20 protein-coding genes are annotated in these 24,421 nt (G+C 68.6%); 15 read left to right on the forward strand and 5 right to left on the reverse strand.

Annotated elements, in window-relative coordinates; genetic code table 11:
• The first annotated feature begins 18 nt into the window (after positions 1-18).
• Entirely contained in the window at positions 19-2,376 is a 2,358-nt protein-coding gene (locus VI480_RS04400) for a hypothetical protein (protein WP_323671602.1), read from the forward strand.
• Positions 2,377-2,428: 52 nt separating this feature from the next.
• The gene (locus VI480_RS04405) at positions 2,429-4,828 is read left to right on the forward strand and encodes a hypothetical protein (RefSeq protein WP_323671603.1); all 2,400 of its coding nucleotides are present in this window, start codon (positions 2,429-2,431) and stop codon (positions 4,826-4,828) included.
• A 126-nt stretch (positions 4,829-4,954) separates the two neighbouring features.
• Here the strand turns inward: VI480_RS04405 and VI480_RS04410 are convergent, their stop codons facing one another.
• Entirely contained in the window at positions 4,955-6,379 is a 1,425-nt protein-coding gene (locus VI480_RS04410) for a PQQ-dependent sugar dehydrogenase (RefSeq protein ID WP_323671604.1), read from the reverse strand.
• A 64-nt stretch (positions 6,380-6,443) separates the two neighbouring features.
• On the opposite strand from VI480_RS04410, the gene VI480_RS04415 reads away from it, so the two are divergent.
• From VI480_RS04415 to VI480_RS04425, 3 genes are all read left to right on the forward strand, one after another.
• Positions 6,444-6,935: a pyridoxamine 5'-phosphate oxidase family protein gene (locus VI480_RS04415; protein ID WP_323671605.1), complete on the forward strand. Its 492-nt coding sequence runs from the start codon at positions 6,444-6,446 to the stop codon at positions 6,933-6,935.
• 98 nt (positions 6,936-7,033) lie between these two features.
• Complete coding sequence (locus VI480_RS04420) at positions 7,034-7,582, forward strand: hypothetical protein (protein WP_323671606.1); 549 nt, start codon at positions 7,034-7,036, stop codon at positions 7,580-7,582.
• Between the two features lie 73 nt (positions 7,583-7,655).
• Entirely contained in the window at positions 7,656-9,122 is a 1,467-nt protein-coding gene (locus VI480_RS04425) for a flotillin family protein (protein WP_323671607.1), read from the forward strand.
• On the opposite strand, the gene VI480_RS04430 is transcribed toward VI480_RS04425, so the two are convergent.
• Both VI480_RS04430 and VI480_RS04435 read right to left on the reverse strand, forming a co-directional pair.
• Positions 9,119-9,973 carry a TerC family protein gene (locus tag VI480_RS04430; RefSeq protein WP_323671608.1) on the reverse strand — a complete coding sequence of 285 codons (855 nt, stop codon included), beginning with the start codon at positions 9,971-9,973 and terminating at the stop codon, positions 9,119-9,121. The two genes, VI480_RS04425 and VI480_RS04430, sit on opposite strands and share 4 nt — an antisense overlap.
• 11 nt (positions 9,974-9,984) lie before the next feature.
• Positions 9,985-10,872 (reverse strand): HDIG domain-containing metalloprotein, encoded by an 888-nt coding sequence (locus tag VI480_RS04435; protein ID WP_323671609.1) that lies wholly within the window; start codon positions 10,870-10,872, stop codon positions 9,985-9,987.
• A 145-nt stretch (positions 10,873-11,017) separates the two neighbouring features.
• On the opposite strand from VI480_RS04435, the gene dnaE reads away from it, so the two are divergent.
• The 5 genes from dnaE (at position 11,018) to VI480_RS04460 (ending at position 19,019) form a co-directional block, all read left to right on the forward strand.
• Complete coding sequence (dnaE, locus tag VI480_RS04440; RefSeq protein ID WP_323671610.1) at positions 11,018-14,638, forward strand: DNA polymerase III subunit alpha; 3,621 nt, start codon at positions 11,018-11,020, stop codon at positions 14,636-14,638.
• A gap of 168 nt (positions 14,639-14,806) precedes the next feature.
• Entirely contained in the window at positions 14,807-14,986 is a 180-nt protein-coding gene (locus VI480_RS04445) for a hypothetical protein (RefSeq protein ID WP_323671611.1), read from the forward strand.
• A gap of 107 nt (positions 14,987-15,093) precedes the next feature.
• Positions 15,094-17,163: a threonine--tRNA ligase gene (gene thrS, locus VI480_RS04450; RefSeq protein WP_323671612.1), complete on the forward strand. Its 2,070-nt coding sequence runs from the start codon at positions 15,094-15,096 to the stop codon at positions 17,161-17,163.
• Positions 17,164-17,176: 13 nt separating this feature from the next.
• Positions 17,177-18,361 (forward strand): zinc-dependent alcohol dehydrogenase, encoded by a 1,185-nt coding sequence (locus tag VI480_RS04455; RefSeq protein WP_323671613.1) that lies wholly within the window; start codon positions 17,177-17,179, stop codon positions 18,359-18,361.
• Positions 18,345-19,019: an MIP/aquaporin family protein gene (locus tag VI480_RS04460; RefSeq protein ID WP_323671614.1), complete on the forward strand. Its 675-nt coding sequence runs from the start codon at positions 18,345-18,347 to the stop codon at positions 19,017-19,019. Before VI480_RS04455 ends, VI480_RS04460 begins: the two co-directional genes overlap by 17 nt.
• A gap of 66 nt (positions 19,020-19,085) precedes the next feature.
• On the opposite strand, the gene hemB is transcribed toward VI480_RS04460, so the two are convergent.
• The gene (gene hemB, locus VI480_RS04465) at positions 19,086-20,066 is read right to left on the reverse strand and encodes a porphobilinogen synthase (RefSeq protein ID WP_323671615.1); all 981 of its coding nucleotides are present in this window, start codon (positions 20,064-20,066) and stop codon (positions 19,086-19,088) included.
• Positions 20,067-20,193: 127 nt separating this feature from the next.
• On the opposite strand from hemB, the gene VI480_RS04470 reads away from it, so the two are divergent.
• The 5 genes from VI480_RS04470 to VI480_RS04490 all read left to right on the forward strand — a co-directional run bounded on the left by VI480_RS04470 (position 20,194) and on the right by VI480_RS04490 (position 23,639).
• Positions 20,194-20,376 (forward strand): hypothetical protein, encoded by a 183-nt coding sequence (locus VI480_RS04470; protein ID WP_323671616.1) that lies wholly within the window; start codon positions 20,194-20,196, stop codon positions 20,374-20,376.
• A complete protein-coding gene (locus VI480_RS04475; RefSeq protein WP_323671617.1) occupies positions 20,360-21,289 on the forward strand; it encodes a DNA-formamidopyrimidine glycosylase family protein in 930 nt (309 codons plus the stop codon). The genes VI480_RS04470 and VI480_RS04475 overlap by 17 nt, the downstream gene beginning before the upstream one ends.
• Before the next feature lie 46 nt (positions 21,290-21,335).
• Complete coding sequence (locus VI480_RS04480) at positions 21,336-22,004, forward strand: nitroreductase family protein (RefSeq protein WP_323671618.1); 669 nt, start codon at positions 21,336-21,338, stop codon at positions 22,002-22,004.
• A gap of 1 nt (position 22,005) precedes the next feature.
• Positions 22,006-22,788 carry a glucose 1-dehydrogenase gene (locus tag VI480_RS04485; protein WP_323671619.1) on the forward strand — a complete coding sequence of 261 codons (783 nt, stop codon included), beginning with the start codon at positions 22,006-22,008 and terminating at the stop codon, positions 22,786-22,788.
• 62 nt (positions 22,789-22,850) lie between these two features.
• On the forward strand, positions 22,851-23,639 hold the full coding sequence (locus tag VI480_RS04490) for an SDR family NAD(P)-dependent oxidoreductase (RefSeq protein WP_323671620.1): 789 nt from the start codon (positions 22,851-22,853) through the stop codon (positions 23,637-23,639).
• Between the two features lie 21 nt (positions 23,640-23,660).
• Here VI480_RS04490 and pyrE read toward each other — a convergent pair whose 3' ends face one another.
• Positions 23,661-24,239 (reverse strand): orotate phosphoribosyltransferase, encoded by a 579-nt coding sequence (gene pyrE / locus VI480_RS04495; protein WP_323671621.1) that lies wholly within the window; start codon positions 24,237-24,239, stop codon positions 23,661-23,663.
• Positions 24,240-24,421 lie beyond the last annotated feature (182 nt).

The raw sequence follows: 24,421 nt of genomic DNA on the forward strand, positions 1-24,421 counted from the left end.
GGCTAACGTGCCGCGTTCGTGGAGACTTCGTCCGTGACGCGCCAAGGCCTGCCCCGCTCGAGAATCGTCAAGGCGGCAGTGGCGCTGGTCGCGGCGCTGGCGCTTGCTCTGCCTGCCGTGCCGGCTGCGGCGCAGCGTGCATCGAACCTGGTGCGCAGCGGGCCGAATCTGACGCTGGTGGTGGCGAGCTGTCCCGGCCCCGCCGACAACGCGGTCGCCGAGGCGCTCGCGGCCCACGCCCGCAACGCGGCAAAGGTGTGCGTCGATCCGAGCGGCCTGTCTCCGGACACCGCCGCGCTGATCGCCGACTTCGCACCCGACCGCGTGATCGTGGTGGGCGGCGAGGTTGTGGTGCCGCCTGCAGTGATGGCCGAGCTGACGGAAGCCGTGCGAGCGGCGTACCGCTGGGCAATCGTCGAGCGCCTCGACGGCGCCACCCGGATCGACACCGCCGCACTGGCGGCGCGCGTGTCGCTGGAACACCCCGACGTGGCTGGCCCCAACGCGGTCACCCTCATCGTGGCCAACGGCTGGAACGGCAGCGAGGTCCGCACAGCGGCCGACGTTGCCGAGCAGATTGCCGATGCTGCCGTTGCCTACATCTCGCCTCGCACGATTGCGGACGGTCTGCCCGCCGCCACGGCTGCACTGATCGCCGACTACCGGCCTGCCCGGGTCGTCGTGGTGGGCCTGCCAGACGAGGCGGGGTCGGTCACCGAGGCGGCAATCGAAGCAACGCTCGACGCACACGAGCTGACCGTGGACATTGAGCGAGTCGCCGAAGCCGGCGAACCTCGCTTCTTCACTCCCGAGGCGTCGCCGACGGTCGAGCGGACCCGCGAGATCTTCACGTCCATCGTCGAGGGCACGCACCGGCCCGGAGCGGTGACCGACGAGCAAGCACCGGTCCTGGCGGCGAGCTCGGCGCGCGGCCGCCTGGGCTCGGGGCGCGGACACCGGCTCTGGACGGTTCGCGCTGACGGCTCGGGGCGCCAGCTGCACTCGACAGAACACCGGGGCTGGGCGTGGAACCCGAGCAGCGGCCAGTTGAGCTGGACCGGCCTCGACGGACGGCTGCGAGTCTCCGGGCTCGCCGGCGACGACAGCGTCCTGTTCGAACCGGGTCAGTACCCGGTCTGGTCGCCCGATGGCAGCCACGTCGTCACCTTCAGCTTCGCTGGACCCTCCGCATTCGGTGCCCGCAACCGCACGACGGCGCACATTGCCACCGCGGCCGGGCGAGGTCTCCGGCGAATCGGCCTGGTCGACTACCGCACGTTCCTCTATGCAGACTTGCCCCTGTCGGCATGGTCTCCCGACGGGAAGCACTTCGCCTACGTCGAGCTGGTCGCCGAGGGCGACACCGGCGACACGACTCCGGTCGCCCGCATCTGGTCGACCGATGCATCGGCGCCGGCCGTCACCCTGGGCCCCGACGTGACCTTCCTGGGTTGGTCGCCCGATGGCAGCCATTTCGCCTACGGCACCCCGAGCGACTGCGACGGCAACGGGCGAGACGAGAGCCAGATGCTATGGATCGGGACGACCGACGGCAGCGACGCCCGCGACCTGGGCTTCATCCAGCGCATCCAGTGGCGCCTGCTGTACATGTGGTCGCCCGACGGCGCCCATGTCGCCTACGAGTCGCTCGACCCGGCCGACTGCTCGCAGCACCTGAAGGTGACCACGGTCGGCGGCGAGGCCACTGCGCTCGCGCCGATTGCCGAGGGCCGGCTGCTCGGCTGGTCGCCCAACGGCACCCACTTGGGCTACGGGATCACCGTGGGCACGCCGGGCAAGGGTGTGCCGCTGCGTGAGCATGCGTGGGTGGTGCGGCTCGACGGCAGCGATCGGCGCGAGCTCGGCGAGGCCAGGCCCACCGTGTTCGGGTCGGTGCTGTGGTCGGCCGACGGCGAACACCTGGCGTACACCGAGACGCTGCGTGACCCCAACGGGAACGTCATCGGCGGCCGGCCGGTCGTACAGCGGGCTGACGGCATCGGCGGGCCGGCGGTCCTCGCCGAGCGGGGGAACGTGGTGGCCTGGTCGCCGGTCGACCAGCGTCTCGCGTACGTCTCGCACCTCGACGAGTACGGCGACGACGCAATCGACCGGCGTGCGCTGCGCGTTCACACCGCCGGTTCGGCGGATGCCGACGTGACCCTCGTGTACGAGCTCTCAGACATCACGCTGGGCGGTCGGTGGTCGCCCGACGGCGACTACATCGGGTACGTGTCGGGTCCCACCGAGCTCCTCCTGGACTGGTTCATCAACCGCCGGCGCGGCTCGGATGCGTGGGTCGTGGCCACGAGCGAGCCGCGCTGGACGCATCGCGTGGTCACCGACATCACCTGGGGCGAATGGCAGCCCCGCTGAGCATCGGCCGCAGCCCAGTCGCTCGGCAACCCAGCGATAGCATTCCGCCCCGATGAAGATGTTTCATGCATATGCGAGTCCGCACGCACTGCCGGGTCGGCGGCGCGGGAGGCGGGCGCGAGCTGTCGCTGCAGCAGTGGTGCTCGCAGCCCTGCTGGGCTCCGTGCTGCTGGCGACGCCCGCAGCGGCGCACGAGTCACCAGCGAATCTGGTGCGTCATGGACCCAACCTGACGCTGGTGCTGGCGAACTGCGAACGCTCGGCCGACACGGCAACAGCCGCGGAGCTGGCTCGCCATTCCCGCAACGCGGCCGTCGCGTGTGTGGGCGCCGACGGGGTGCCCGCCGAGCTCACGGCGCTCATCGCAGAGTTCGAACCTGACCGCGTGATGGTTATCGGCGGCCCGGCGGCGGTGCCGCCGGCGGTCATGGATGAGTTGACCGCAGCAGTGCGTTCGGCTTACCGCTGGGCCGTGATTCAGCAGCTTGACGGCACCACTCGTACCGAGACTTCTGCTGCAGCCGCCCGCATCGTGCTGGACACGCCTGAGCGCGTGGGCCCCGACACCATGGTGCTGATCGTGGCCGACGGCTGGAACGACGCTGACATCAATACTGCGAGGGAGTTCGCCGCAGGTTTCGAAGATGTCGCGATCACCTACTTCTCGCCCGGCACCATCGCCGACGGGCTGTCCGAGGCCACGGCGTCGCTGATCGCCGACTACCGGCCGGCGCGGATCATCTTCGCCGGGCTCGCCGACGAGCACGGCCTGGCCGCGGAGGCGGCGGTCGAAGCGGTGCTGGAAGCGATCGAGTCCGACGTCTCGGTGGAGCGGGTTGCGCTTGCAACCGACACGCCGTCCCCCGCCGTGGAGGTGGCAACGCTCACCGGCAACGCACGCACAACGTTCGAGGCCATCAGCAGGGGTGAGCGAATTCGACCCGCTGTCGCCGACGAACACGAGCGTCCGCCATTCCTGGCGCTCACCCAGGCATCGGGCATCCGGGGCATCGGCTCCACGCTGTTCACGGTTCGGGCCGACGGCAGCGAACGCATCCTCCGCAGCGTCGACCACAACGGCTGGGAATGGCACGACGGCGACGGACGGCTGACATGGGCCGACGATGAGAAGCAGGTGCTGGTGGCAGCGCCCGATGGCGAGGCTGAGCTGGCAGTGCCCGAGGGCACGTGGCCCTGGCGGTCGCCCGACGGCGAGCACCTCCTCGTCTGGAACAACGCCGACACCAACGACAACGACCGACTCGATTCCTTCGAGGCCCTGCTGTTCGACGCCGACGGCACTCCGCAGCGCAGCTTGGGCCAGATGGATGTGCGCACCTGGTACTACGGCGACATCCGCGACTTCATCTGGTCGCGTGACAGCACCTACATGGCCTACGTCACCGACCACACCGATCCCGAGACGGGCGAGGACGTCAACGAACTGCGCATCGAACCGACCGACGGCAGCACCCCGCCGGTCACACTCGCCGACGATGCCGTCATCCTGCGCTGGTCGCCGGACAGCAGGCACCTTCTCTACGCCACCCCGCACGAATGCGAGGCCGACCCGACCCATGAGGGCTGGAGCTTGTGGATCGCGTCTGCCGACGGCAGCGAGACACGCGAGATCGGCCCGGTCCATTACCACGCCTGGAGCCTGGTCATCGTCAACCCGTGGTCGCCTGATGGGAAGCACTTCGCGTACGAAGCCATCGATTCAGACGACTGCTCGGCGGAGTTGCGCATCGAGTCGGTGGACGGCGACGCCGAACCGGTGCGCATCGCTGAGAAGGTGGAGTTCCTGGGGTGGTCGCCCGACAGTGCCTACCTCGAGTACGGGGAAGCAACCGACCGCCCCGTGACCGACTACATCCTGCCCGAGCTGTCGTGGGTGGCCCATCGCGACGGGAGTTCGAAGCGGTTCATCGGCGAGGTTTCCCCGTCCGTCTATGGCTGGATCTTCTGGTCGGAGGACGGCACGTACATCTCATACAGCGAGATAGTGCGCGATGACGACGGCAACATCACAGGTTTGGTCGCCCGCGCAGAGCGAGCTGATGGCACGGGCGAGGTGACCACGCTTGCGGAATCTGGCAATTCGCTGTCGTGGTCCGATGACGACCGAGTCGCGTATGTCGCGCAGCATGATGACGACGGCGACGGTGTGCCCGAGCGGGAGGCGCTCTACCTTCACACACCGGGCTCGCCCGATGATGACGTGGAGCTCGTGCACACGCTGCCTGCACCGACACGGGTCGCGATCTGGTCGCCCGATGACAGCCATCTCATCTACGGATCGGGCTCTATCGAGTCGCTCATCGGCTGGATCCGCGATCGCGGGCGCGGTGTGAGCGTGTGGGGCATCGAGACCGGTCAACCCCGGTGGATGCATCGCCTCATCACCGACGTCACTTGGGGCGACTGGCAGCCAGCGGGCGACACCGAGTAAGCCCGCCGTATGGGCCCGCTGCGGCGGGGGCAGGAGATTCTGCGACCAGCGATCCAGCAGGTCGCAACGTCGCAGAATCTCCTGCCCCCGCCACTGCTACCTCGTAGTGTTTCTCCGGCAACGCTGCTACGGAATGGTTGTCTGCTGTAGGCGGAACACTGTGCCGGCGGCGCTGAGGGCGTAGAGCTCGCCAGCGGCGTCCTCGCCGAAGGACACGAGCGTGTTGCGCGGCACTGACACGCCGAGGTCGATGCGTTCGGCGGTGCCGTCGGCGCCGCGGACGAGGCCCCACAGGTCTCCTGTGCAGTAGTCGCCGAACACGTACGTGCCTTGCAGCGCCGGAATGGCACTGCCCCGGTAGACGTAGCCGCCTGTCACTGAACAGCCGTCGTCGTGGGTGTAGGTGTAGACGGGGAAGACGAGATCGGTGGGCGCCTCGCCGCGCGAGAACCGCTCGTTGCCCTCGAACAGCGGCCAGCCCAGGTTGGCGCCCGGCGACCAGCCATCGGCAGCGGGCAGCACGTGAATCTCCTCGATGCGGTTCTGGCCCACATCGGCGATCCAGAGGTCGCCGGTGAGCCGGTCGAACGAGAACCGCCACGGGTTGCGGGCGCCGTACGCCCACACTTCGGGTGCGTCGCCGGAGGGGAACGGGTTGCCCGCGGGAATTCCGTAGCCCTGCCCCGAGGCGGGGTTCGGGTCGATGCGAGCGATGGTGGCCAGCAGCGTGGAGTGGTCCTGGCCCTGGCCGAAGACGTCGTCCGCGCCGCCGCCGTCGCCGAATCCGATCCACAGGTTGCCGTCGGGCCCGAAGGTGAGGTCGCCGCCGTTGTGGTTGCACGCCGGCTGATCGAGCGCCAGCAGCACGCGGCGCCGGTCGGTCTGGGGCGTCTCGCCGTCCATCGGCATCACGGCGACGCGGCTGTTGCGGGCCGTGTCGGTGTAGCTGAGGTAGAGCTGGTCGCCGTCGGGCGAGAAGGTGATTCCGAGCAGCCCGTTCTCGCACCCTTGGCTGACTCTCGAACCGATGTCGGCAACGAGCTGCGGAGCGGCCCCGGCGTCGGCCGCACCCTCGGCGTCTCGGCCGTCGGCGGGGTCCAGCAGCCACACCTGACCGGTCAGCGTGGCCACATACCGCTGGCCCGTCCCGGGCCGGGCTGCGAGCGCAATCGGCACCGGCACGTCCGCGACGGGCGCGAGCGCGAACCTGGTCTCGGTGAGCAACGGGGCGGCGACGGGCGGGGCGATCGTCGGCGGTGTCGACGACGCCGGTGCGGTGACCGCTGTGTCCGAGGCACCGGCGGTGCCAATCGCTTCAGCGGAATCGGCGGGAACGGCAGGACTCGCCGTCGCCGAGGCTCCGCCCTTCGTGCCGGCCGGCGGGATGGTCTGCAGAGCTGGGGGTGCAGTCACCGCAGGCGCCGCTGGGGCAAACGCGGGGTCCACCGTCTCCACGAACGTCCGCCCGGCACCATCGCCAGAGGTCGTAGCGCACGCACCAGCCAGGAGCGCGACCGCAATCAGCGCTGCTGTCGCTCGTGCCGGCCTCACGGTGGCCGACCGTACCCACAGCGCTGGTGCAGAATCACGCAGGACGAACAGCGGAGGTGGCCAGATGGGCGCGCAGGGCGGCGATGTGAGCTGGGGCGGCTTCGCTGCCGCGTGCCCCGAGCTGGCCCACAGGGTGCAGCAGCGATTCGGGAGCCACCTGCATGCGGTGATGGCCACGCTGCGTCGAGACGGCTCACCACGGATGTCCGGCATGGAAGCCCCCATACGCGACGGCCACCTCTGGCTGGGAATGGACCGTAACTCGACCAAGGCCGCCGACTTGCGGCGCGATCCCCGGTTCGGGCTGCACTCAGCGCCCGAGAGCGGGGAACTGAAAGCAGGCGATGCCCGCATCGAGGGCACGGCGGTGCCCGCCGACGACGCCCAGCTCGACACATTCCTGCGTGGGCATCATCACGAGATCGACGACGCGACCCCGATGGCACTGTTCACGGCCAGGATCGCCCGGGCCGTGCTGGTGCGCGTCGACGGCCAGCATCTCGTCGTGGAGACGTGGACGCCAGCTGGCGGCCTGACCGAACGCAGGATCAGCTAAGGCTCGCATTCGCTCAGCCGGAGCCAGCGCCGCGTCCCGTCGGGCCTGCAGAACTCTCGCCCGGCGTTACTGCCTAGAGTTCACCCCAGGAGGCTGACATGGGCGATTGGTGGCAGGCGCTCACAGGCGATCTGCAGATCTTCTATGCGATCGGCTTCATCGCGAGTTTCCTTCTCCTCGGGCAGCTGGTGCTGCTCGCGTTCGGGGTAGGCACCGACTTCGACGTCGCCGAGGATGATTCGACTGGCGGGTTCCTGTCCATCCGCTCGCTGGTCGCCTTTGCATTCGCATTCGGTTGGACCGGCGTGCTGATGAAACAAGGCGGCAGTTCGACGGTGGTGGCGGTGGTGGTTGCGCTCGCCGTCGCGTTCGCCGTCTTTCTGGGCGTCGGCTTCTTGTGGCGCTCATTCTCGAAGCTCGGCGAGAGCGGCTCGGTCGACTACCAATCCGCGGTCGGCAAGCACGGCACCGTCTATCTGACGATCTTGGCGAACCGTGCAGGGCCGGGCAAGGTCGAGGTACTTGTTCAAGGACGCATGCGGGTGATCGACGCCTACACCGAAGCAGACGACGATCTCGCGGCACAAACCCGGGTCGAAGTGATCGACGTCATCGACCCGGCGACCGTGCTGGTAGCGCCTCGTTAGCCTGCGCGACTGCAACAACTGCAATTGCAGGATCGCTCACGCGGTCGTCACGGCAAACGACTGAGAGGTAGTCATGGCCGTCATCGCACTCGCAGGTGGCCTGTTCGCCATCTTCCTGATTGCCCTGCTGTGGATTTCGTCCCGGTACAAGCGCTGCCCGTCGGACCGGGTGCTGGTCGTCTATGGACGCATCGGCGGAGAGGGTCAGTCTGCGCGGTGCCTGCATGGCGGCGGCAATCTGATTTGGCCCATCGTTCAGGGCTACGCCTACTTGGACCTGACGCCCATCCCGATCGAGATCAAGCTCCAAGGGGCGCTGTCGCAGCAGAACATTCGAGTCAACACGCCAGCGACGTTCACGGTCGGCATCTCCACCGAGCCAGGCGTCATGCAGAACGCCGCCGAACGTCTGCTCGGGCTCTCTCTCGTGGAGATCGAGAACTTGGCGCGCGACATCATCTTCGGCCAGATGCGTGTGGTGATCGCCACCATGCCGATCGAACAGATCAACGCCGACCGCGAGCAGCTCATCACCAACATCACCGAATCGCTCGAACTCGAGCTGCGCAAAGTTGGCCTGCGCCTCATCAACGTCAACATCCAGGACATCACCGATGAGTCCGGCTACATCGACGCCCTGGGCCGCGAAGCCGCAGCCCGTGCGATCAACGAAGCGAAGATCAAGGTGGCCGAGCAGGAGCGCGACGGTGACATCGGCGCGGCTGAGGCACAGCGCGAGCAGCGCATCCGCGTGGCGCAGGCCAACGCGACCGCAACCGAGGGCGAGAACGAATCGCACGTCGTGATTGCGCGCTCTGCCAGCGAGCGACGACAGCAGGAAGCCGAAGCCGAGCGCGCCGCCAACGCCGCCGAACGCGTCAGCCAGGCCCAGGCCGAGCAGGAATCGTTCGCCGCTGAGACGGAGGCCGAACGGGTCCGGGCCGAGCGTGACAAGGCCGCGCAAAAAGCGGACGTCGTGGTGCCGGCCCAGGTAGAGCGCGAGCGGGTGAGAACCCTGGCCGAAGCCGAGGCTGACCGCACCAGGCTCGTGAAGGCCGGCGAGGCCGACGGTCAGCGACTGCTCATGGAGGCCGAGGCGCTGGGCTTGCTGGCACTGCTCAGCCGGAGGGCCGAGGGCCTGGGTGCGCTGGTGGCAGCCAGCGGCGGCGCGGCGCAGGAGGCCGCTCTGCTGCTGATCGCCGAGCAGCTGCCGAACCTCGTGGCCGAGCAGGTGAAGGCGATCTCGAACCTGAAGATCGACAAGATCACGGTCTGGGATTCAGGCTCGAATGGCGATGGGCAAGCTGGCACTACTGCGAATTTCGTCTCGGGTCTCGTGGGCGCACTGCCGCCGCTGCATGAGGTCGCGAGTCAGGCAGGCATCAAGCTGCCGCAATTCCTCGGCGAACTCGACGATGACAAAGCACTGGACCGCCTGCGTGAGCTGGCCGAACAGCTTGGAGACCGCTCGGCGGACGCACGAATCAGCGAAGTTGACGTGGTCGGCGAAGACGAGGGCGAGAGCGGCGCTGGCGCCTAGGGCGCGGTGTCTGGTTCATCGGCAGGCGTGTCGCCGCCGTCGCTGTCAGCATCGGCAGATGAGAACTCCGGCATCCGGCGCTCGTGGAACTCGACGGGCGGCGTGCTGGACCGGCGGTTGCGCTTCATCCGCAGGTTGAGCGCTTCCACCAACACCGCGAAGCCCATCGCGAAGTAGATGTAGCCCTTGGGAATGTGGAAATCGGCGCCTTCGGCGACCAGCGACATGCCGATGAGCAACAAGAAGGCCAGCGCCAGCATCTTCACTGTCGGGTGCTTGCCGACGAATCGCATCACCGGGCCCGACGACCACAGCATCACGCCCACGGCGATGACGACCGCAGCGATCATCACGCCCACCCGGTCGGCCATGCCCACCGCAGTGATGACCGAGTCGAGGCTGAACACCAGGTCCAGCACGAGGATCTGGATGATCACCTTGGCGAATGATGTCGAGGCCTTGCCCTCATCGCCATGGTGATCGTCGCCTTCGAGCTTGTGATGGATCTCGAACGTCGACTTGCCCAGCAGGAACAGCCCGCCGCCCAGCAGGATCAGGTCGCGCCCGGATAGCTCGTGGCCGAACACCGAGAACAGCGGCGCCGTCAGCCGCACGATCCACGAGATGCCGAGCAGCAGGAGCACCCTCATGGCCATGGCCAGCGAGAGGCCTACAACGCGCGCGCGATCAGCGGGTGAGCGCTTGGCGCCGCCCGCGGTGTCTGATGGCGAGCCCTCAAGACGGCTCGCCAGAATCGAGATGAAGATCACGTTGTCGATGCCGAGCACGATCTCGAGCACCGTCAGCGTGACCAGAGAGATCCAGACCTCAGGATTCGCGACCCAGTCCACGGGCGCCGACGCTACTGCTGCGTCTGGGCAGCCCACCAGTCATCGAGACGGCGGCGCACCTCGGCGTCGCCGAGCTCGCCTTCCGTGCGGCGCAGCTCGAGCAGGAACTTCATCGCGCGGCCGACCTCAGGGCCGGGCTCCAGGCCCAGATGGGTCATCACCTCGTCGCCGTTCAGCTCGGGCCGCAGCTCCTTTTGGGCCTGCTCGCGGGCCAGCCGTGCGATGCGCACTTCGAAGCGGTCGAGCGCGTCGTGCAGGGCCTCGATCCGCTTCACATTGCGTGACGTGCAGTCGCTGCGGACCATGTCGTTCAGGTCGCCCAGCAGCGGGCCGGCGTCGCGGGCGTAACGGCGCACCGCGGCGTCGGTCCAGCCGGTGTCGTACCCCTTGAAGCGGCCCGACAGGTGCACGAGGCGGGCGACCTCGTCGGTGATGTCGGCGCCGTAGCCCATCTTGGGCATGCGCTTGCGGGTCAGCTTGGCGCCGACGGCCTCGTGATTGCGGAATGTCACGCCGCCGTGATCGAACGAGCGCGTCAACGGCTTGCCGATGTCGTGGAACAGAGCGCCGAGGCGCACCCGCAGGCGGGGCGGGCTCTGGGCCACCACGGCGATCGTGTGGGCGAGCACGTCCTTGTGCCGGTGGATCGGGTCCTGCTCCAGCGCCAGCGCCGGCAGCTCGGGGAGGTGCTCGTCGGCCCAACCGCTGTCGACCAGCTCCCACAGGCCCGGGCGCGGATCGTCGACCACGAGCACGCTGTTCAGCTCGTCGCAGGGCAGCACGGCGCCTGCGTCGAGCTCCAGCTCATCGACCGTCAGCTCGTCGGCAGCTGAGCCGTCGGCGTCAGCGCTCTCGTGCGCGCCCGGCGCGCTGTGCGGCGCGCGTTGCGAGGTGGCCATGCCTCCATGATGCAGCCCGGCGGGCGGCCGTCCAACCATGTTTCTTGGGGTTTTGCGCACCTTGCGTCGTGAGCTGCCCGCGGGTTCGCCGCGCGCCAAGGCGACCGGTCTATGTTCGACAAACGGGCAATTCGAGGGTCGGTTGATGCCAGATCTGACCCCGAGCGAGGCAGCCCGCCGATACACCCGCAAGGAGCAGCGCAGCGTGGCAGCGTCGTTCGTGCACCTGCACACCCACACCGAGTACTCCCTGCTCGACGGCGCGGCGCGCGTCAATGAGGTGGTCGCGGCGGCGGCAGCTGACGGCCAGCCGGCGCTGGGCATCACCGACCACGGCAACATGTACGGCGTCCTCGACTTCTACCGGGCCTGCAAGACGTACGGCATCAAGCCGATCATCGGCACCGAGGCCTACATGGCGCTCGAGAGCCGCCACGAACGCCCGAAGCGGAACCGGGCGAAGAATGCCAAGGTCGACGACACCGGCGACGACGGCAAGGGCAGCGGAAAGCTCTACTACCACCTGACCCTGCTGGCCCACAGCGACGCCGGCTACCGCAACCTGCTCAAGCTGGCCAGCCGGGCCTTCCTCGAGGGCTACTACTACAAGCCCCGGATGGACTGGGAGCTGTTCGCCGAACACTCTGAGGGGCTCACGGCCACCACCGGATGCCTCGCGAGCGTCGTGCAGCAGGCGTTGCTCAACGATGACTACGAAGAGGCCCGCCGCCGGGCCGGACGCCTGCAAGACATCTTCGGGCGCGACTCGCTGTACATAGAGCTGCAGGACCACGGCATCGGCGCCCAGCGAGACAACAACCCGCAGCTGCTGCAGCTCGCCCACGATCTCGGCGCCCCCCTGCTCGCCACCAACGACCTGCACTACACGCACCAGCACGATGCCCTCGCGCACGACGCGCTGCTGTGCGTGCAGACCGGGTCACTGCGCAGCGACCACGACCGCTTCAAGTTCCACGGCGACCATCACTATCTCAAGTCGGCCAAGGAGATGCGCGAGCTGTTCAGCGAGTTCCCCGAGGCGTGCGACAACACGCTGGCGATCGCGGATCGGGCCGAGACCAACATCGAATTCGGGCAGGTGCTGCTGCCGCACTTCGAGGTGCCAGCTCCTCACGCCGATGCCGACGCCTACCTGGAGCACCTGGCGTTCGAGGGGGCGAAGCGGCGCTGGGGCTCGAACGTGTCCGAAGACACTGCCGCGCGCATCGCCTATGAGCTGCGGGTCATCTCCGACATGGGCTTCAGCAGCTATTTCCTGATCACCTGGGACCTCATCCGTCATGCCCGCGAGAACAACATCCGGGTGGGGCCGGGCCGGGGCTCAGCGGCCGGGTGCGTGGTGGCCTACTGCCTGGGCATCACCGACCTCGATCCCATCAAGTACGGCCTGCTGTTCGAACGGTTCTTGAACCCGGCTCGCATCTCGATGCCCGACATCGACATCGACTTCGACGACCGCTACCGCGACGAGATGATCCGCTACGCGGCCCAGAAGTACGGCCACGACCACGTCGCGCAGATCATCACCTTCTCCACCATCAAGGCACGAGCGGCGGTGCGCGACGCGGCCCGTGTGCTGGGCAAGCCGTATTCGCTCGGCGACCGCATCTCCAAGGCCATGCCGCCGCTGATCATGGGGCGCGACACCCCGCTGGGCGCCTGCCTCGAACCCGACGACAAGCACGCCGACGGGTATGCAGCCGCTGCCGAACTGCGCACCATGTACTCCACCGACGAAGAGGTGCGCGAGGTGGTGGACGTGGCCCGCGGGCTCGAGGGCCTCATCCGGCAGGACTCGGTGCACGCCGCCGCGGTGGTGATCAGCCCCGAGCCGCTCACCGAGTACCTGCCCATCCAGCGCAAGCCCGAGTCGGGCACCGACCCCGAAGAGGCCCCGATCGTCACCCAGTTCGACATGGGCGGCGTGGAAGACCTGGGCCTGCTGAAGATGGACTTCCTGGGGCTGCGGACGCTGTCGATCATCGACGATGCAGTGGGGCTCGTCGAGCGCAGCAGCGGCACGCAGCTCGACATCGACGCGGTGCCGCTGGACGACGCCGCCACGTTCCAGTTGCTGTGCGCCGGCGACACGATGGGCGTGTTCCAGCTGGAGTCGACACCGGTGCGGTCGCTGCTCCAGTCGATGCGCCCCACCCGGTTCGAGGACATCTGCGCGCTGGTGGCGCTCTACCGGCCCGGGCCGATGGCCGCCGACATGCACAACAGCTATGCCCACCGCAAGAACGGCCGCCAGCCCGCGACGCCGCCGCACCCCGATCTCGCCGAGCTGCTCGACGAGACCTACGGGCTGATGATCTACCAGGAGTCGATGATGCGGGTGGCCCAGGAGATCGCCGGCTACTCCATGGCCGAGGCCGACGATCTGCGCAAGGCGTGCGGCAAGAAGAACCGCGAACAGATCGCCGAGCACCGCACCAAGTTCGTGGAAGGCAGCGTGGCGAAGGGCTACACGGAGGACCTGGGCAAGCAGCTGTTCGACATCATCGAGCCGTTCGCGGACTACGCATTCAACAAGAGCCACGCCTTCGCCTACGGGCTGATCGCCTACCAGACGGCCTACCTGAAGGCCAACCACCGCACCGAGTTCCTGGCGGCCGTGCTGACCGGCTCGAAGCGCAACATCGACAAGGCCGGCGTGTACCTGGCCGACTGCCGCCAGTCGGGGATCGACGTGCTGGTGCCCGACATCAACCGCTCCGAGCTCGACTTCACCGCCGACGGGCGGACGATTCCGTTCGGGCTGTCGGCGGTGCGCAACGTGGGCGAGAGGGTGGCCGTGCCGATCCTGGATGAGCGTGCGGCCAACGGTCCGTTCGCCGACTTCGAGGACTACTGCATGCGTGTGCCGCGTGAGGTGCTCAACAGGCGGTTGACCGAGTCGCTCATCAAGGCGGGCGCCTTCGAGACGTGCGGGCACAGCCGGGAGGGGCTGCTCCGCGTGTTCGAGCAGATCGTCGAGTCGGCGCTGCGACGGCGAGAAGAGGCTGCAGCCGGGGTGCAGTCGCTGTTCGGCGGCGGCAACGGCCAGGCCAGTGGCGGCGGCGACGCCGACGGGCCGGACTTCGACGAGCGCATCGAGGTGCCCGACATCGAGGCCTCCGAGCGCGACACGCTGGCGTGGGAGAAGGAGCTGCTCGGGCTGTACGTGTCAAACCATCCGCTGCGCGGCGGCGAGGCACAGCTGCGGCGCGCGACCGACTGCCAGATCAGCGGCCTGGGCGACCTGCCGCCCAACCCCGACGGCGGCCAGCAGTGGGTGACGCTGGGCGGCGTGGTGCAGAGCCTGCAGCGGCGCTACACGCGCGGCGGCGATCCGATGGCCCGGTTCATGCTCGAGGACCTGTCCGGCTCGATCGAGGTCACCCTGTTCCCCAAGGGCTTCGCTGCCGCCGGTGCCACGCTGGCCGAAGACGCCGTAGTGCTGGTGCGGGGCCGCCCCGACCGTCGCGGCGAGGGAGAGACGGCGTTCCTCGCCAACGAGGTGGAGGCGCTGGAGCTGCGCAAGGGGCCCGTGCCGGTGTCGCTGGATGTGGAGCGGGTGGACATCGACGACCACTGGCTGGAAGCGCTCGAGCAGATGCTGTCGGACTACCCCGGCGACGCGCCGGTGCATATACGGGTGGGCGACTCGGTGGTGCAGCTGCCGGAGTCGCGCTGGGTGGATGCCCGCACGCTCGCCGGACCGATGCGGGAGCTGTTGGGCGCGGATGCCGTGCGCACCTAGCCGGTGGCGTGGAGCGGTCTCGGTCAACGGGTGCACAAGCGTCAGGATTCCGCCGGCAATCCCTCAGCCATGACCGAGTCAGACCACTAGTCTTGCCCGTTGGTTGCGCGAGCAGCCGGTCCCCCGAGCCGCGGCATCGGCCGCTGAACAGCTTCTTCAGGAGAACGCATGAGCGACGCCGATACCCGCAAGGTCGACGGAAAGACGCTCGAGGACCCGCACAAGATGATGGTCCCGTTTGCGAAGTTCAAGAGCTTCGAGTTCGCCGACAAGCTCTGGGTGCTCGGCGGGCTGCTCTTCCTGATCATCCTGATCAACATCGTCTTCTCCGGCGGCACCGGGGGCTAGTCGCTGCGGTCCCTCACCCGCCCCATGACGTGCGCTCGATGCAGTTCGGCTTCCGCCACGTCGCAAATAACTCGCAATCGCAGGGCTGAGGCGAGGAAACTGTCTCTATGAGCGGTGACGGGGCCGACCCAGGCGACATCGGCGGCGGGCATGCCGCGGTCACGGTGGTGCTGCCCGACGGGCAGTCGCGTCAGCTGGCTGCGGGTGCGACCGGCGCCGATCTTGCTGCGTTGCTGGGGCGGCGGGCGGCCAAGGACGCGCTGATCGCCGTTGCCGACGGCGAGCAGCTGGACCTGAACCGGCCCCTGCCCGACGGCGCTTCGGTGTCGCTGGTGTTCCCGTCGTCGGACGAGGGGCTCGAGGTGCTGCGCCACTCCACCGCCCACGTGCTGGCCCAGGCGGTGCTGCGGCTGTACCCGGGTGCCACGTTCTCGATCGGGCCGCCGATCACCGACGGCTTCTACTACGACTTCGACCTGGGCCTCGACGACGGCGGGCGGCCGCGCACATTCTCCGACGAGGATCTCGACGCGATCGAGGCCGAGATGCGGGCCATCGTGGCGGCTCGCCAGCCGTTCATCCGCGCCGAGGTGGACCGGGCGGCTGCCGATGAGCTGTTCGCTGCGCACCCCTACAAGATCGAGATCCTCGACGGCGAGGCTGACGACCCTGCGTCGGGCCCCGAAGGCGGGGTGATCACCACCTACCGCAACACCGACGAGTTCGTGGACCTGTGCCGCGGCCCGCACGTGCCCGACACCGGGCGGCTGAGTCACTTCAAGCTGATGCGGGTGGCGGGCGCGTACTGGCGGGGCGACGAGAACCGTCAGATGCTCCAGCGCATCTACGGCACCGCGTGGGGCTCGAAGGCCGAACTGGCTGCGCACTTGGAGCGGCTGGAGGAGGCCGCCAAGCGCGACCACCGCCGGCTCGTGACTGATTTGGACTTGCTGAGCTTCCCTGCCGAGCTGGGCGGCGGGCTGGCCGTATGGCACCCCAAGGGTGCGGTGATCCGCAGGATCATGGAGGACTACAGCCGCGACCGCCACGAGACGGGCGGTTATGAGTTCGTCTACACGCCGCACCTGGCCAACGCCCAGCTTTTCGAGACCTCAGGGCACCTCGACTTCTACGCCGAGGGCATGTACCCGCCGATGGAGATGGACAACGGCGTCTATTACCCCAAGCCGATGAACTGCCCGATGCACTGCCTGATCTTCAATCAGCGCCAGCGCTCGTACCGGGAGCTGCCGCTGCGGCTGTTCGAGCTGGGCACCGTGTACCGCTACGAGCGCTCGGGCACCTTGCACGGGCTGATGCGGATCCGGGGGTTCACCCAGGACGACAGCCACCTGTACGTGGCGCCCGAGCAGCTGGGCGACGAGATCGAGCGCCTGCTGGACTTCGTGCTGTCGGTGCTCGAGGCGTTCGGCTTCGAGGACTTCGAGTTCAAGCTGTCCACCCAGGATCCCGAGAAGTACGTGGGCGACGACGAGGGCTGGCAGCGGGCGACTGCGGCGTTGCGGGCCGCCTTGGATCGGCGTGACCACGACTACACCGAGGCCGCAGGCGAGGCGGCCTTCTACGGACCGAAGATCGACATCGATGTGCTGGATGCGATCGGGCGCTCGTGGCAGCTGTCCACCATCCAGGTCGACTTCAACCTGCCCGAGCGGTTCAACCTGCGCTACACCGGCGCCGACGGCGAGGTGCACCGGCCGATCATGATCCACCGGGCGCTGTTCGGATCGATCGAGCGGTTCTTCGGGGTGCTGGTGGAGCACTATGCGGGCGCGTTCCCGCCGTGGCTGGCGCCGACCCAGGCGGTGGTGCTGGGCGTGCGGGCCGACCACGACTCGTTCGCCGAGTCGGTGGTGACCCAGCTCGGCGAGGCGGGCTTCCGGGCCGAGACCGTGCCGGCAGATGATCCTCTGGGCGCTCGGATCAGGCGGGCCAAGCTGGAGAGAGTGCCCTACGTGCTGGTGGTGGGCGACGACGACGTGGCGGCGGGCACCGTGGGCGTGAATCCCCGTGGCCAGCCGGTGCGCCGCGACGTGCCGCTGGCTGAGTTCATCGCACAACTGGCCGACGAGGTGAAGCGCAAGACCGCCGACGTCAGCGGCGCAAGCAGCACAGGTGCCGATGACGGCGCTGCGGCCGTCTCGGCAGGCGACTGAGGGTCGGGCGGACGTGAAGGCGCTGGTTTTCGAGCGCAAGGAGCTGCGGTTTGCCGCGGCGATGGCCGCGGGGAAGCTGAAGCCGGGCTCGGGAGCGGGCGTGGGCCCGTTGCGTCTGACCGAGATGGACCCGCCGGAACTGCCCGGCGACGGGTGGCAGTACGTACGGCCGGCGCTGTCGGGCATCTGCGGTTCCGACTTGGCGACGGTGGATGGGAAGGTGTCGCGCTACTTCGAGCCGCTGGTGTCATTCCCGTTCGTACCGGGCCACGAGGTGGTGGGTCACACCGACGACGGCACCCGGGTGGTGCTCGAGCCGGTGCTGGGCCACGAGGCGCACGGCTTCGCCCCGCCGTGGCCCGACGCCGCTCCTGCCGACGGCGACGACTACGGCCACCTGATCGGCGGCGAGATCGAGGCCGGTCTGCAGACTGGGTCGTGCGCCTCGACCGGCGGAGGCTGGTCGGAGATGTTCGCGGCGCACGAGTCCCAGCTGCATTCGCTGGGATCGCTGGGCCCCGAGGACCTGTCCGACCATGCCGCGGTGATGATCGAGCCGACCGCGGCGGGCGTGCATGCTGCGCTGCGGTCTGGCGTCACCGAGGGCGGTACGGCAGCGGTGATCGGCGCCGGCACGATGGGCCTGGTGGCGGTGGCTGCGCTGCGCCAGTGCACCGGTGTCGCGGCGATCGTGGTGGGCGCCCGCTACAGCCACCAGCGCCGCCTGGCCCGTGAGCTTGGTGCCGACTTGGCGGTGTCGCCCGACGAGCTGGGCCGGGCCGTGCGCCGGGCCGCCGGCACCCGCGTGATCGGCGAGACGCTGGGTTCGGGCACCCACGTCACGATCGACGCCGTGGCCTCGTCAGAGTCGCTGACCGACGCCATCGCTCTCACCCGCCCCCGCGGCCGCGTGGTGGTGCTGGGCATGCCCGCCAACGTTGAGCTCAACCTGTCGGCCCTGTGGCACCGCGAGACCGAGCTGGTTGGTGCGTATTGCTACGGCACCGAGCCGAGGCTGGACGGGGGCCACACCTTCGAAGCCGCGATCAAGCTGGTGCGCGACTGCAACCTGGAACGCCTGGTGTCCGAGCTCTACCCGCTGGAGGACTACCGCAACGCCCTCGAGCACGCCGCCAACGCCGGCTCCCGAGGCTCCACCAAGATCGCCTTCGACCTCCGCGGTGACGGCGCTGCGTAAGACCACTGCGAGCCGGCTGACCTCGGAGTTCGTGGGGACGGGCTTCCTGCTGCTGAGCGTGGTGGGCTCGGGGATCATGGCCGAGCGGCTCAGCCCGAACGACCTGGGGCTGCAGCTGCTGGAGAACTCGATTGCGACAGCAGGGGCGCTGCTGTGCCTCATCCTGCTGTTCGGGTCGACGTCGGGGGCGCACTTCAACCCGGCGGTGACGCTGTGGGCGCGCCTCGCCGGCGACCTCGACAACCGGATGGCAGGGCTGTACGTGGTGGTGCAGACCGCCGGCGCGATCCTGGGTGTGATCGCCGCCAACGTGATCTTCGAGCTGGATGCCGTGTTCTGGTCGACCAACGACCGGATCAGCGGGGCTGCGTTCCTGTCGGAGATCATCGCCACCTTCGGGCTGGTGATCGTGATCATCGGCGTGGTGCGCTCGGGCAAGGCCCAGTTCGTGGCCTTCGCCGTGGCCGCCTACATCGGCGGGGCGTACTTCTTCACCTCCTCCACCAGCTTCGCCAACCCGGCGGTGACCGTCGGCCGCATGTTCTCCGACACGTTCGCCGGCATCGCCCCCGCCAGCGCACCGCTGTTCATCGTGGCGCAGTTCATCGGGGCGCTCGGCGCCATCGGGGTAGCACGCATCACGCACCCGCAGCGCTGAGCCGCCATTGCCTCCCGCTCGCGATCGCTTCGCTCGCGGGCCGCTCAGGCCCAGGGCTCAGCCTCGCTACTGCAGGCTCTCGGCGAATTCGCGTGCGAGGTAGGTGAGCGTCAGGTCAGCACCGGCCCGCTTGATAGCCGTGAGGTGCTCAACCGCCGTGGCCGCCCCGTCGATCCAGCCGTTCGCGGCCGCTGCCTTGAGCATCGCGTACTCGCCCGACACGTGGTAGGCGGCCAGCGGCAGGTCGAAGCGGGCCCGGGCTGCAGCGATCACGTCGAGATACGCCAGCGCCGGCTTCACCATGATGATGTCGGCGCCCTCGGCGATGTCCAGCTCGATCTCGGCCATGGCCTCGCGGGCATTGGCGGGATCCTGCTGGTAGCCCTTGCGGTCGCCGCCCCCGGTGATGGTCACGTCGACGGCGTCGCGGAACGGCCCGTACTCGGCCGATGCGTACTTCGCCGAGTAGGCCATGATCGGCACGTGCTCGTAGCCGTTGCGGTCGAGCACCTGGCGGATCGCCCCGACCTGGCCGTCCATCATCCCCGACGGGCCCACCATGTCGGCACCGGCCTCGGCCTGGGCCAGCGCCACCCGCTGGTACAGCTCGAGCGTGGCGTCGTTGTCGACGTGGCCATCGTCGGACACCACGCCGCAGTGGCCGTGGTCGGTGTACTCGTCGACGCACAAGTCGGCGATGATCGCCAGCTCGGAGCCGTGGTCGTCACGCAGGTTGCGCAGCGCCACCTGCACCACGCCGTCGGGGTTCCAGGCCTCTGAGCCCACCGGGTCCTTGCGGGCGGGCAGCCCGAACAGGATCACCCCGCTGATGCCCAGATTGGCCAGCTCGTTGACTTCCTTGCGCAGCGATTCTTGGCTGTGCTGCATGATGCCGGGCAGCGAGACGATCTGCTGCGGATCGTCGATGTCCTCACGCACGAACAGCGGCGCAATGAGGTCGCTGGGAGTGACGGTTGTCTCCGCAACAAGCCGGCGCAGCGCCGGAGTGCGACGCAACCGACGAAGGCGGCGAGCCGGAAAGGTCACCCCGCCATGCTATTGCGCTGCTGCGCCGGAGGAACCGACTGAGGGAAGTGCGATTGCCGGCTACTGCGCGACGGAGGGCGAGGGCGGTGGCGTGACATGCCGTGGCGAGCGGCATAGGTTCGCTGGCGTGGAGATCGGGTCTGAGGGCTGGTGCGCGGCGATGTCCGCGGTGCTTGCGGGCCTGGAGCTGCCCGAGGTGCGGGCCACGGTGGAGCAGCGGATCGGCGACGGCAACGGCGGGCCGGTGGTGGCCTACCGGCTGGTGATCGACAGCGGGCGGGGGTTGACGCCTCGTGCCGGAGATTCCTGAGATCCGGGCGCATGCTGAACGACTGGAAACTCTCGCTGCCGGCGAGGTGCTGAAGCGGGTGGAGCCGCTGTCGTTCACGGCGCTCAAGACCGCCAGCCCGTCACCCGATGACGCCGTCGGCTGGCCGTTGCGCAGCGTGGGCCAGCGGGCCAAGTTCCTGCTGCTGCGGTTCGCTCCCCCAGCGAGCGACCCCGCGGCCGATGGGCTGACGTTCGTGGTGCACCTGATGCAGGGCGGGCGGCTGCGGGTGCTGGAACCTGGTGCGAAGCGGCCGCGCCGGCCCCGTGACGGGCTGGCCCGGTTCGAGTTCGAGAGCGGGGTGGGGCTGATGCTCACCGAGCCCGGCACGCAGAAGCGGGGCGGCGTGTGGGTGCTGGCGGGCGACCCGACCGCAGATGGCCTGGTCGCCGGACGGGCACCTGAGAGCGCCGATACAGCATCGATAGCAGCCGCCAACCCGCTCGCCGGCCTCGGGCCCGAGGCCACCGACATCGACGCTGCAGCCATGGCCGAACTCATGGCGGCGCATCCGTCCCGCCTGCACAACTTCCTGCGCGACCAGCGGGCGATCTCGGGACTCGGGCGGCGGTTGGCCAACGAGATCTGCCACCGGGCCAAGCTGTCGCCGTTCGCACCCACCGGCCGGATGGACTCAGACGGCGTCGAAGCAGTTGTGGCTGCGATCGGCGCCGTGGTCGACGAGTCACTGGCCGCCGAGCGGCAACTCCCCCAGATGAGCCGATCGGCCGAGCGGCCCTCGGCAGTGCACAGCCGCACCGGCGAGCAGTGCCCGGTCTGCGGCGACGTGGTTCGTGCCGTCGAGTATCGCGACTACTCGGTCAACTACTGCGCCGGCTGCCAGACCAGCGGCCGCATCCTGGCCGACAACACCACCAGCAAGTTCCTTCGCTAGCTGCACCCCCGGTACGCGGAACGGGCGCCGGTTACGCTCCTGCGCCATGACTGAATCTGGACTGAAACTGGGCCTGTCGGCCGACGAGGTGCTGCAGAGCACCCGAGCCGTGCGCAAGCGGCTCGACTTCGACCGGCCGGTGCCCGAATCGGTGCTGCGGGAGTGCGTGGAGATCGCCGTGCAGGCGCCGACGGGCTCGAACATGCAGGGCTGGCACTTCGTGTTCGTGACCGAGCGCGACAAGATCGAGGCCATCTCGGCGCTCTACAAGCAGGGCTTCGACGCCTACCGCAATAGCCCCATGTACGCGGGCCGGGTAGGCACTGGCCTGGGCGCCCAGCGAGAGGCCCAGCAGGCTCGGGTGACCTCCTCGGCGGAGTTCCTGTCGGAGAACATGCACCGCAGCCCGGTGCTGTTCCTGCCCTGCATCACCGGCCGCACCGACGATGCCCGCATGATGGTGGGCCAGGCCGGCTCGATCATCCCCGCAGCGTGGAGCTTCATGCTGGCCGCCCGCGAGCGGGGCCTGGGCACCTGCTGGACCACCCTGCATCTCGGCTACGAGCGTGAGGCCGCCGAGATCCTGGGCATCCCCTATGACAACGTGCGCCAGTACGCGCTGAGCCCGGTGGCCTACACCGTCGGCACCGACTTCAAACTGGCCACCCGCACTGATCTCGACTCGGTGATGAGCTGGAACTCCTGGAGCCGCTGAGATGGCTGGTGAGTCGAACGCAGCGCTGTTCGACTTGTCGGGCCGCGTGGCGGTGGTCACCGGCGGGTCGCGCGGGCTGGGCCGCGAGATGGTGCTCGCGTTCGCCCGCGCCGGGGCCGATGTGGTGATCGCCTCGCGCAAGCTCGACAACTGCGAGGCGCTGGCTGCCGAAGTGCGCGACATCACCGGGCAGCAGGCGCTGGCGGTGGAGTGCCACGTGGGCTACTGGGACCAGAACGACGCCCTGTGCGAGCGCGTCTACGACGAGTTCGGCCACTGCGAGGTGCTGGTGAACAACGCCGGCCTGTCGCCGCTGTATCCGTCGCTGTACGAGGTGTCCGAGGGGCTGTTCGACAAGGTGATCGACGTGAACCTGAAGGGGCCGTTCCGGGCTTCGGCGGTGTTCGGCAAGCGCATGTACGAAGCGGGCGGCGGCTCGATCATCAACGTGAGCTCGGTGGCGGCCGTGGCGCCCTCGCCCAACGAGACGGCTTACGGGGCGGCCAAGGCGGGCATCCACGCCATCACCCAGTCGTTCGCCCGCGAGTATGCGCCCCGCGTGCGGGTGAACTGCATCATGCCTGGGCCATTCCTTACCGACATCTCGAAGGCCTGGGACATGGAGGCGTTCAACGAGCGCGCCGAGAACGAGATCGCTCTGGGCCGCGGCGGCGAAGCCGACGAGGTGGTGGGCGCAGCGCTCTACTTCGCCTCGGAGGCATCGAGCTACACCACAGGCTCAGTGCTCAAGATCGACGGCGGCACCGCCTGGCAGACCGGCTGAGCAGCACTGCGAAGCCGACACAACAGCATTCAACGAAGACGGATTCAACGAGGAGAATTGCCGTGGGCACGACGAAGCGACTGTCGACATTGAACCGGTCGATCGAGGGCCGGGTGGCGCTGATCACCGGTGCCGGAATGGGCCAGGGCCGGGCCACGGCCCACCTGTTCGCCGACGAGGGGGCGCACGTTGCGGTCACCGACCTGGGCCAGGCCGAGGTGGACGCCGTAGTGGCCGAGATCAACGACGCCGGCGGCTCCGCGGCGGGCTGGACGATGGACGTGGCCAACCGCGACAGGGTGAACCAGGTCACGAACGAGGTGGCCGAGCGGTTCGGCGGCATCGACCACGTCATCAACAACGCCGGCATCTCGCGCTTCTCGCCGATCGACGCCGAGGACTACGAGGACAACTGGGCCATCTCGCTCGAGGTGCTGCTGACGGCGCACACCTACACGGTGCGAGCGGCGCTGCCGTACCTGCGCCAGTCCGATGCGGCCCGCATCGTGAACATCGCCTCCACCGAGGGATGGGGCGCGACCAAGTTCGGCTCGCCCTACACCGCCGCCAAGCACGGCGTGATCGGGCTCACGAAATCGCTGGCGGTGGAGCTGGGCCGCGAGGGCATCACGGTGAACTGCATCTGCCCCGGCCCGATCCGCACCGCCATGACCGCCGACATCCCCGACGAGCACAAGACGATCTTCGCCAAGCGCCGCACCGCCCTCGGCCGCTACGCCGAGCCCGAGGAAGTGGCCCACGGCACGCTCAACTTCTGCCTGCCGGCCAGCCAGTACATGACCGGCGCAGTGCTCCCCGTAGACGGCGGCCTCCTCATCAAGAACGCCTGACCCGTCTGGCGACCGCCAGTCCTAAGCGGAGCTGGCGGTTTCGGTGCCGATGGCGGGGATGCCCATGTCCTCGTAGGTGGCCATCGGGAAGTAGGGCACGCCGAGATCGTCGAAGGAGCGGCGGGCGTCGTCGCCACGGTCGGCCAGCGTGACGGCAGCCACGACCTGCGCGCCAGTTGCCTGGACGCTCTCATATGCCTTCAGGATCGAGCCGCCCGTGGTCACCACGTCGTCGATCAGCAGCACCCGGTGGCCTTCGCCTATCCGGGTGCCCTCGACCAGCCGGTTGGTGCCGCGGCCTTTCGCCTCTTTGCGCACGATGAACCAGTTCGCCCCGCTTACCACGGCGATAGCGGCGCACAGCGCATCGGCGCCCAGGGTCAGGCCGCCGACGGCGTCGAACTCGACCCCCGCGTCGGTCACTCGCTCGGCGATGGCCTCTGCCGCCAGCCGCAGGTCGTCGCCGGCGCCCAGCGCCACTTTGCCGTCGATGAAGTAGCGGGAGTAGTTGCCCGACGCGAGCTGCACCGGTTCGGGCAGCTCCGTGAGGCCCTGGGTCCGCAGTATTTCCAGCAGCTTCATCCGCGCATCAGTGCTCATCGGGGCCACACAGGACTTTCAGGATTTTGTGCTCGCCTGGGATGGCCCAGGACCGTCGCACGGATTTTGTAGTTGACGCGAGAGGCGATGCCCAGCGAGGATTGAACCATGTCTCAGCGTGGCACACGGCCCAAAGCGACCGAGGGAAGCGCCCAGTTGCCGACCATTCGTCTTGGCCGGCC

It is taken from the genome of Candidatus Poriferisodalis multihospitum, from assembly GCF_028283155.1.
GTDB classification, from domain to species: Bacteria; Actinomycetota; Acidimicrobiia; order Acidimicrobiales; family Poriferisodalaceae; genus Poriferisodalis; species Poriferisodalis multihospitum.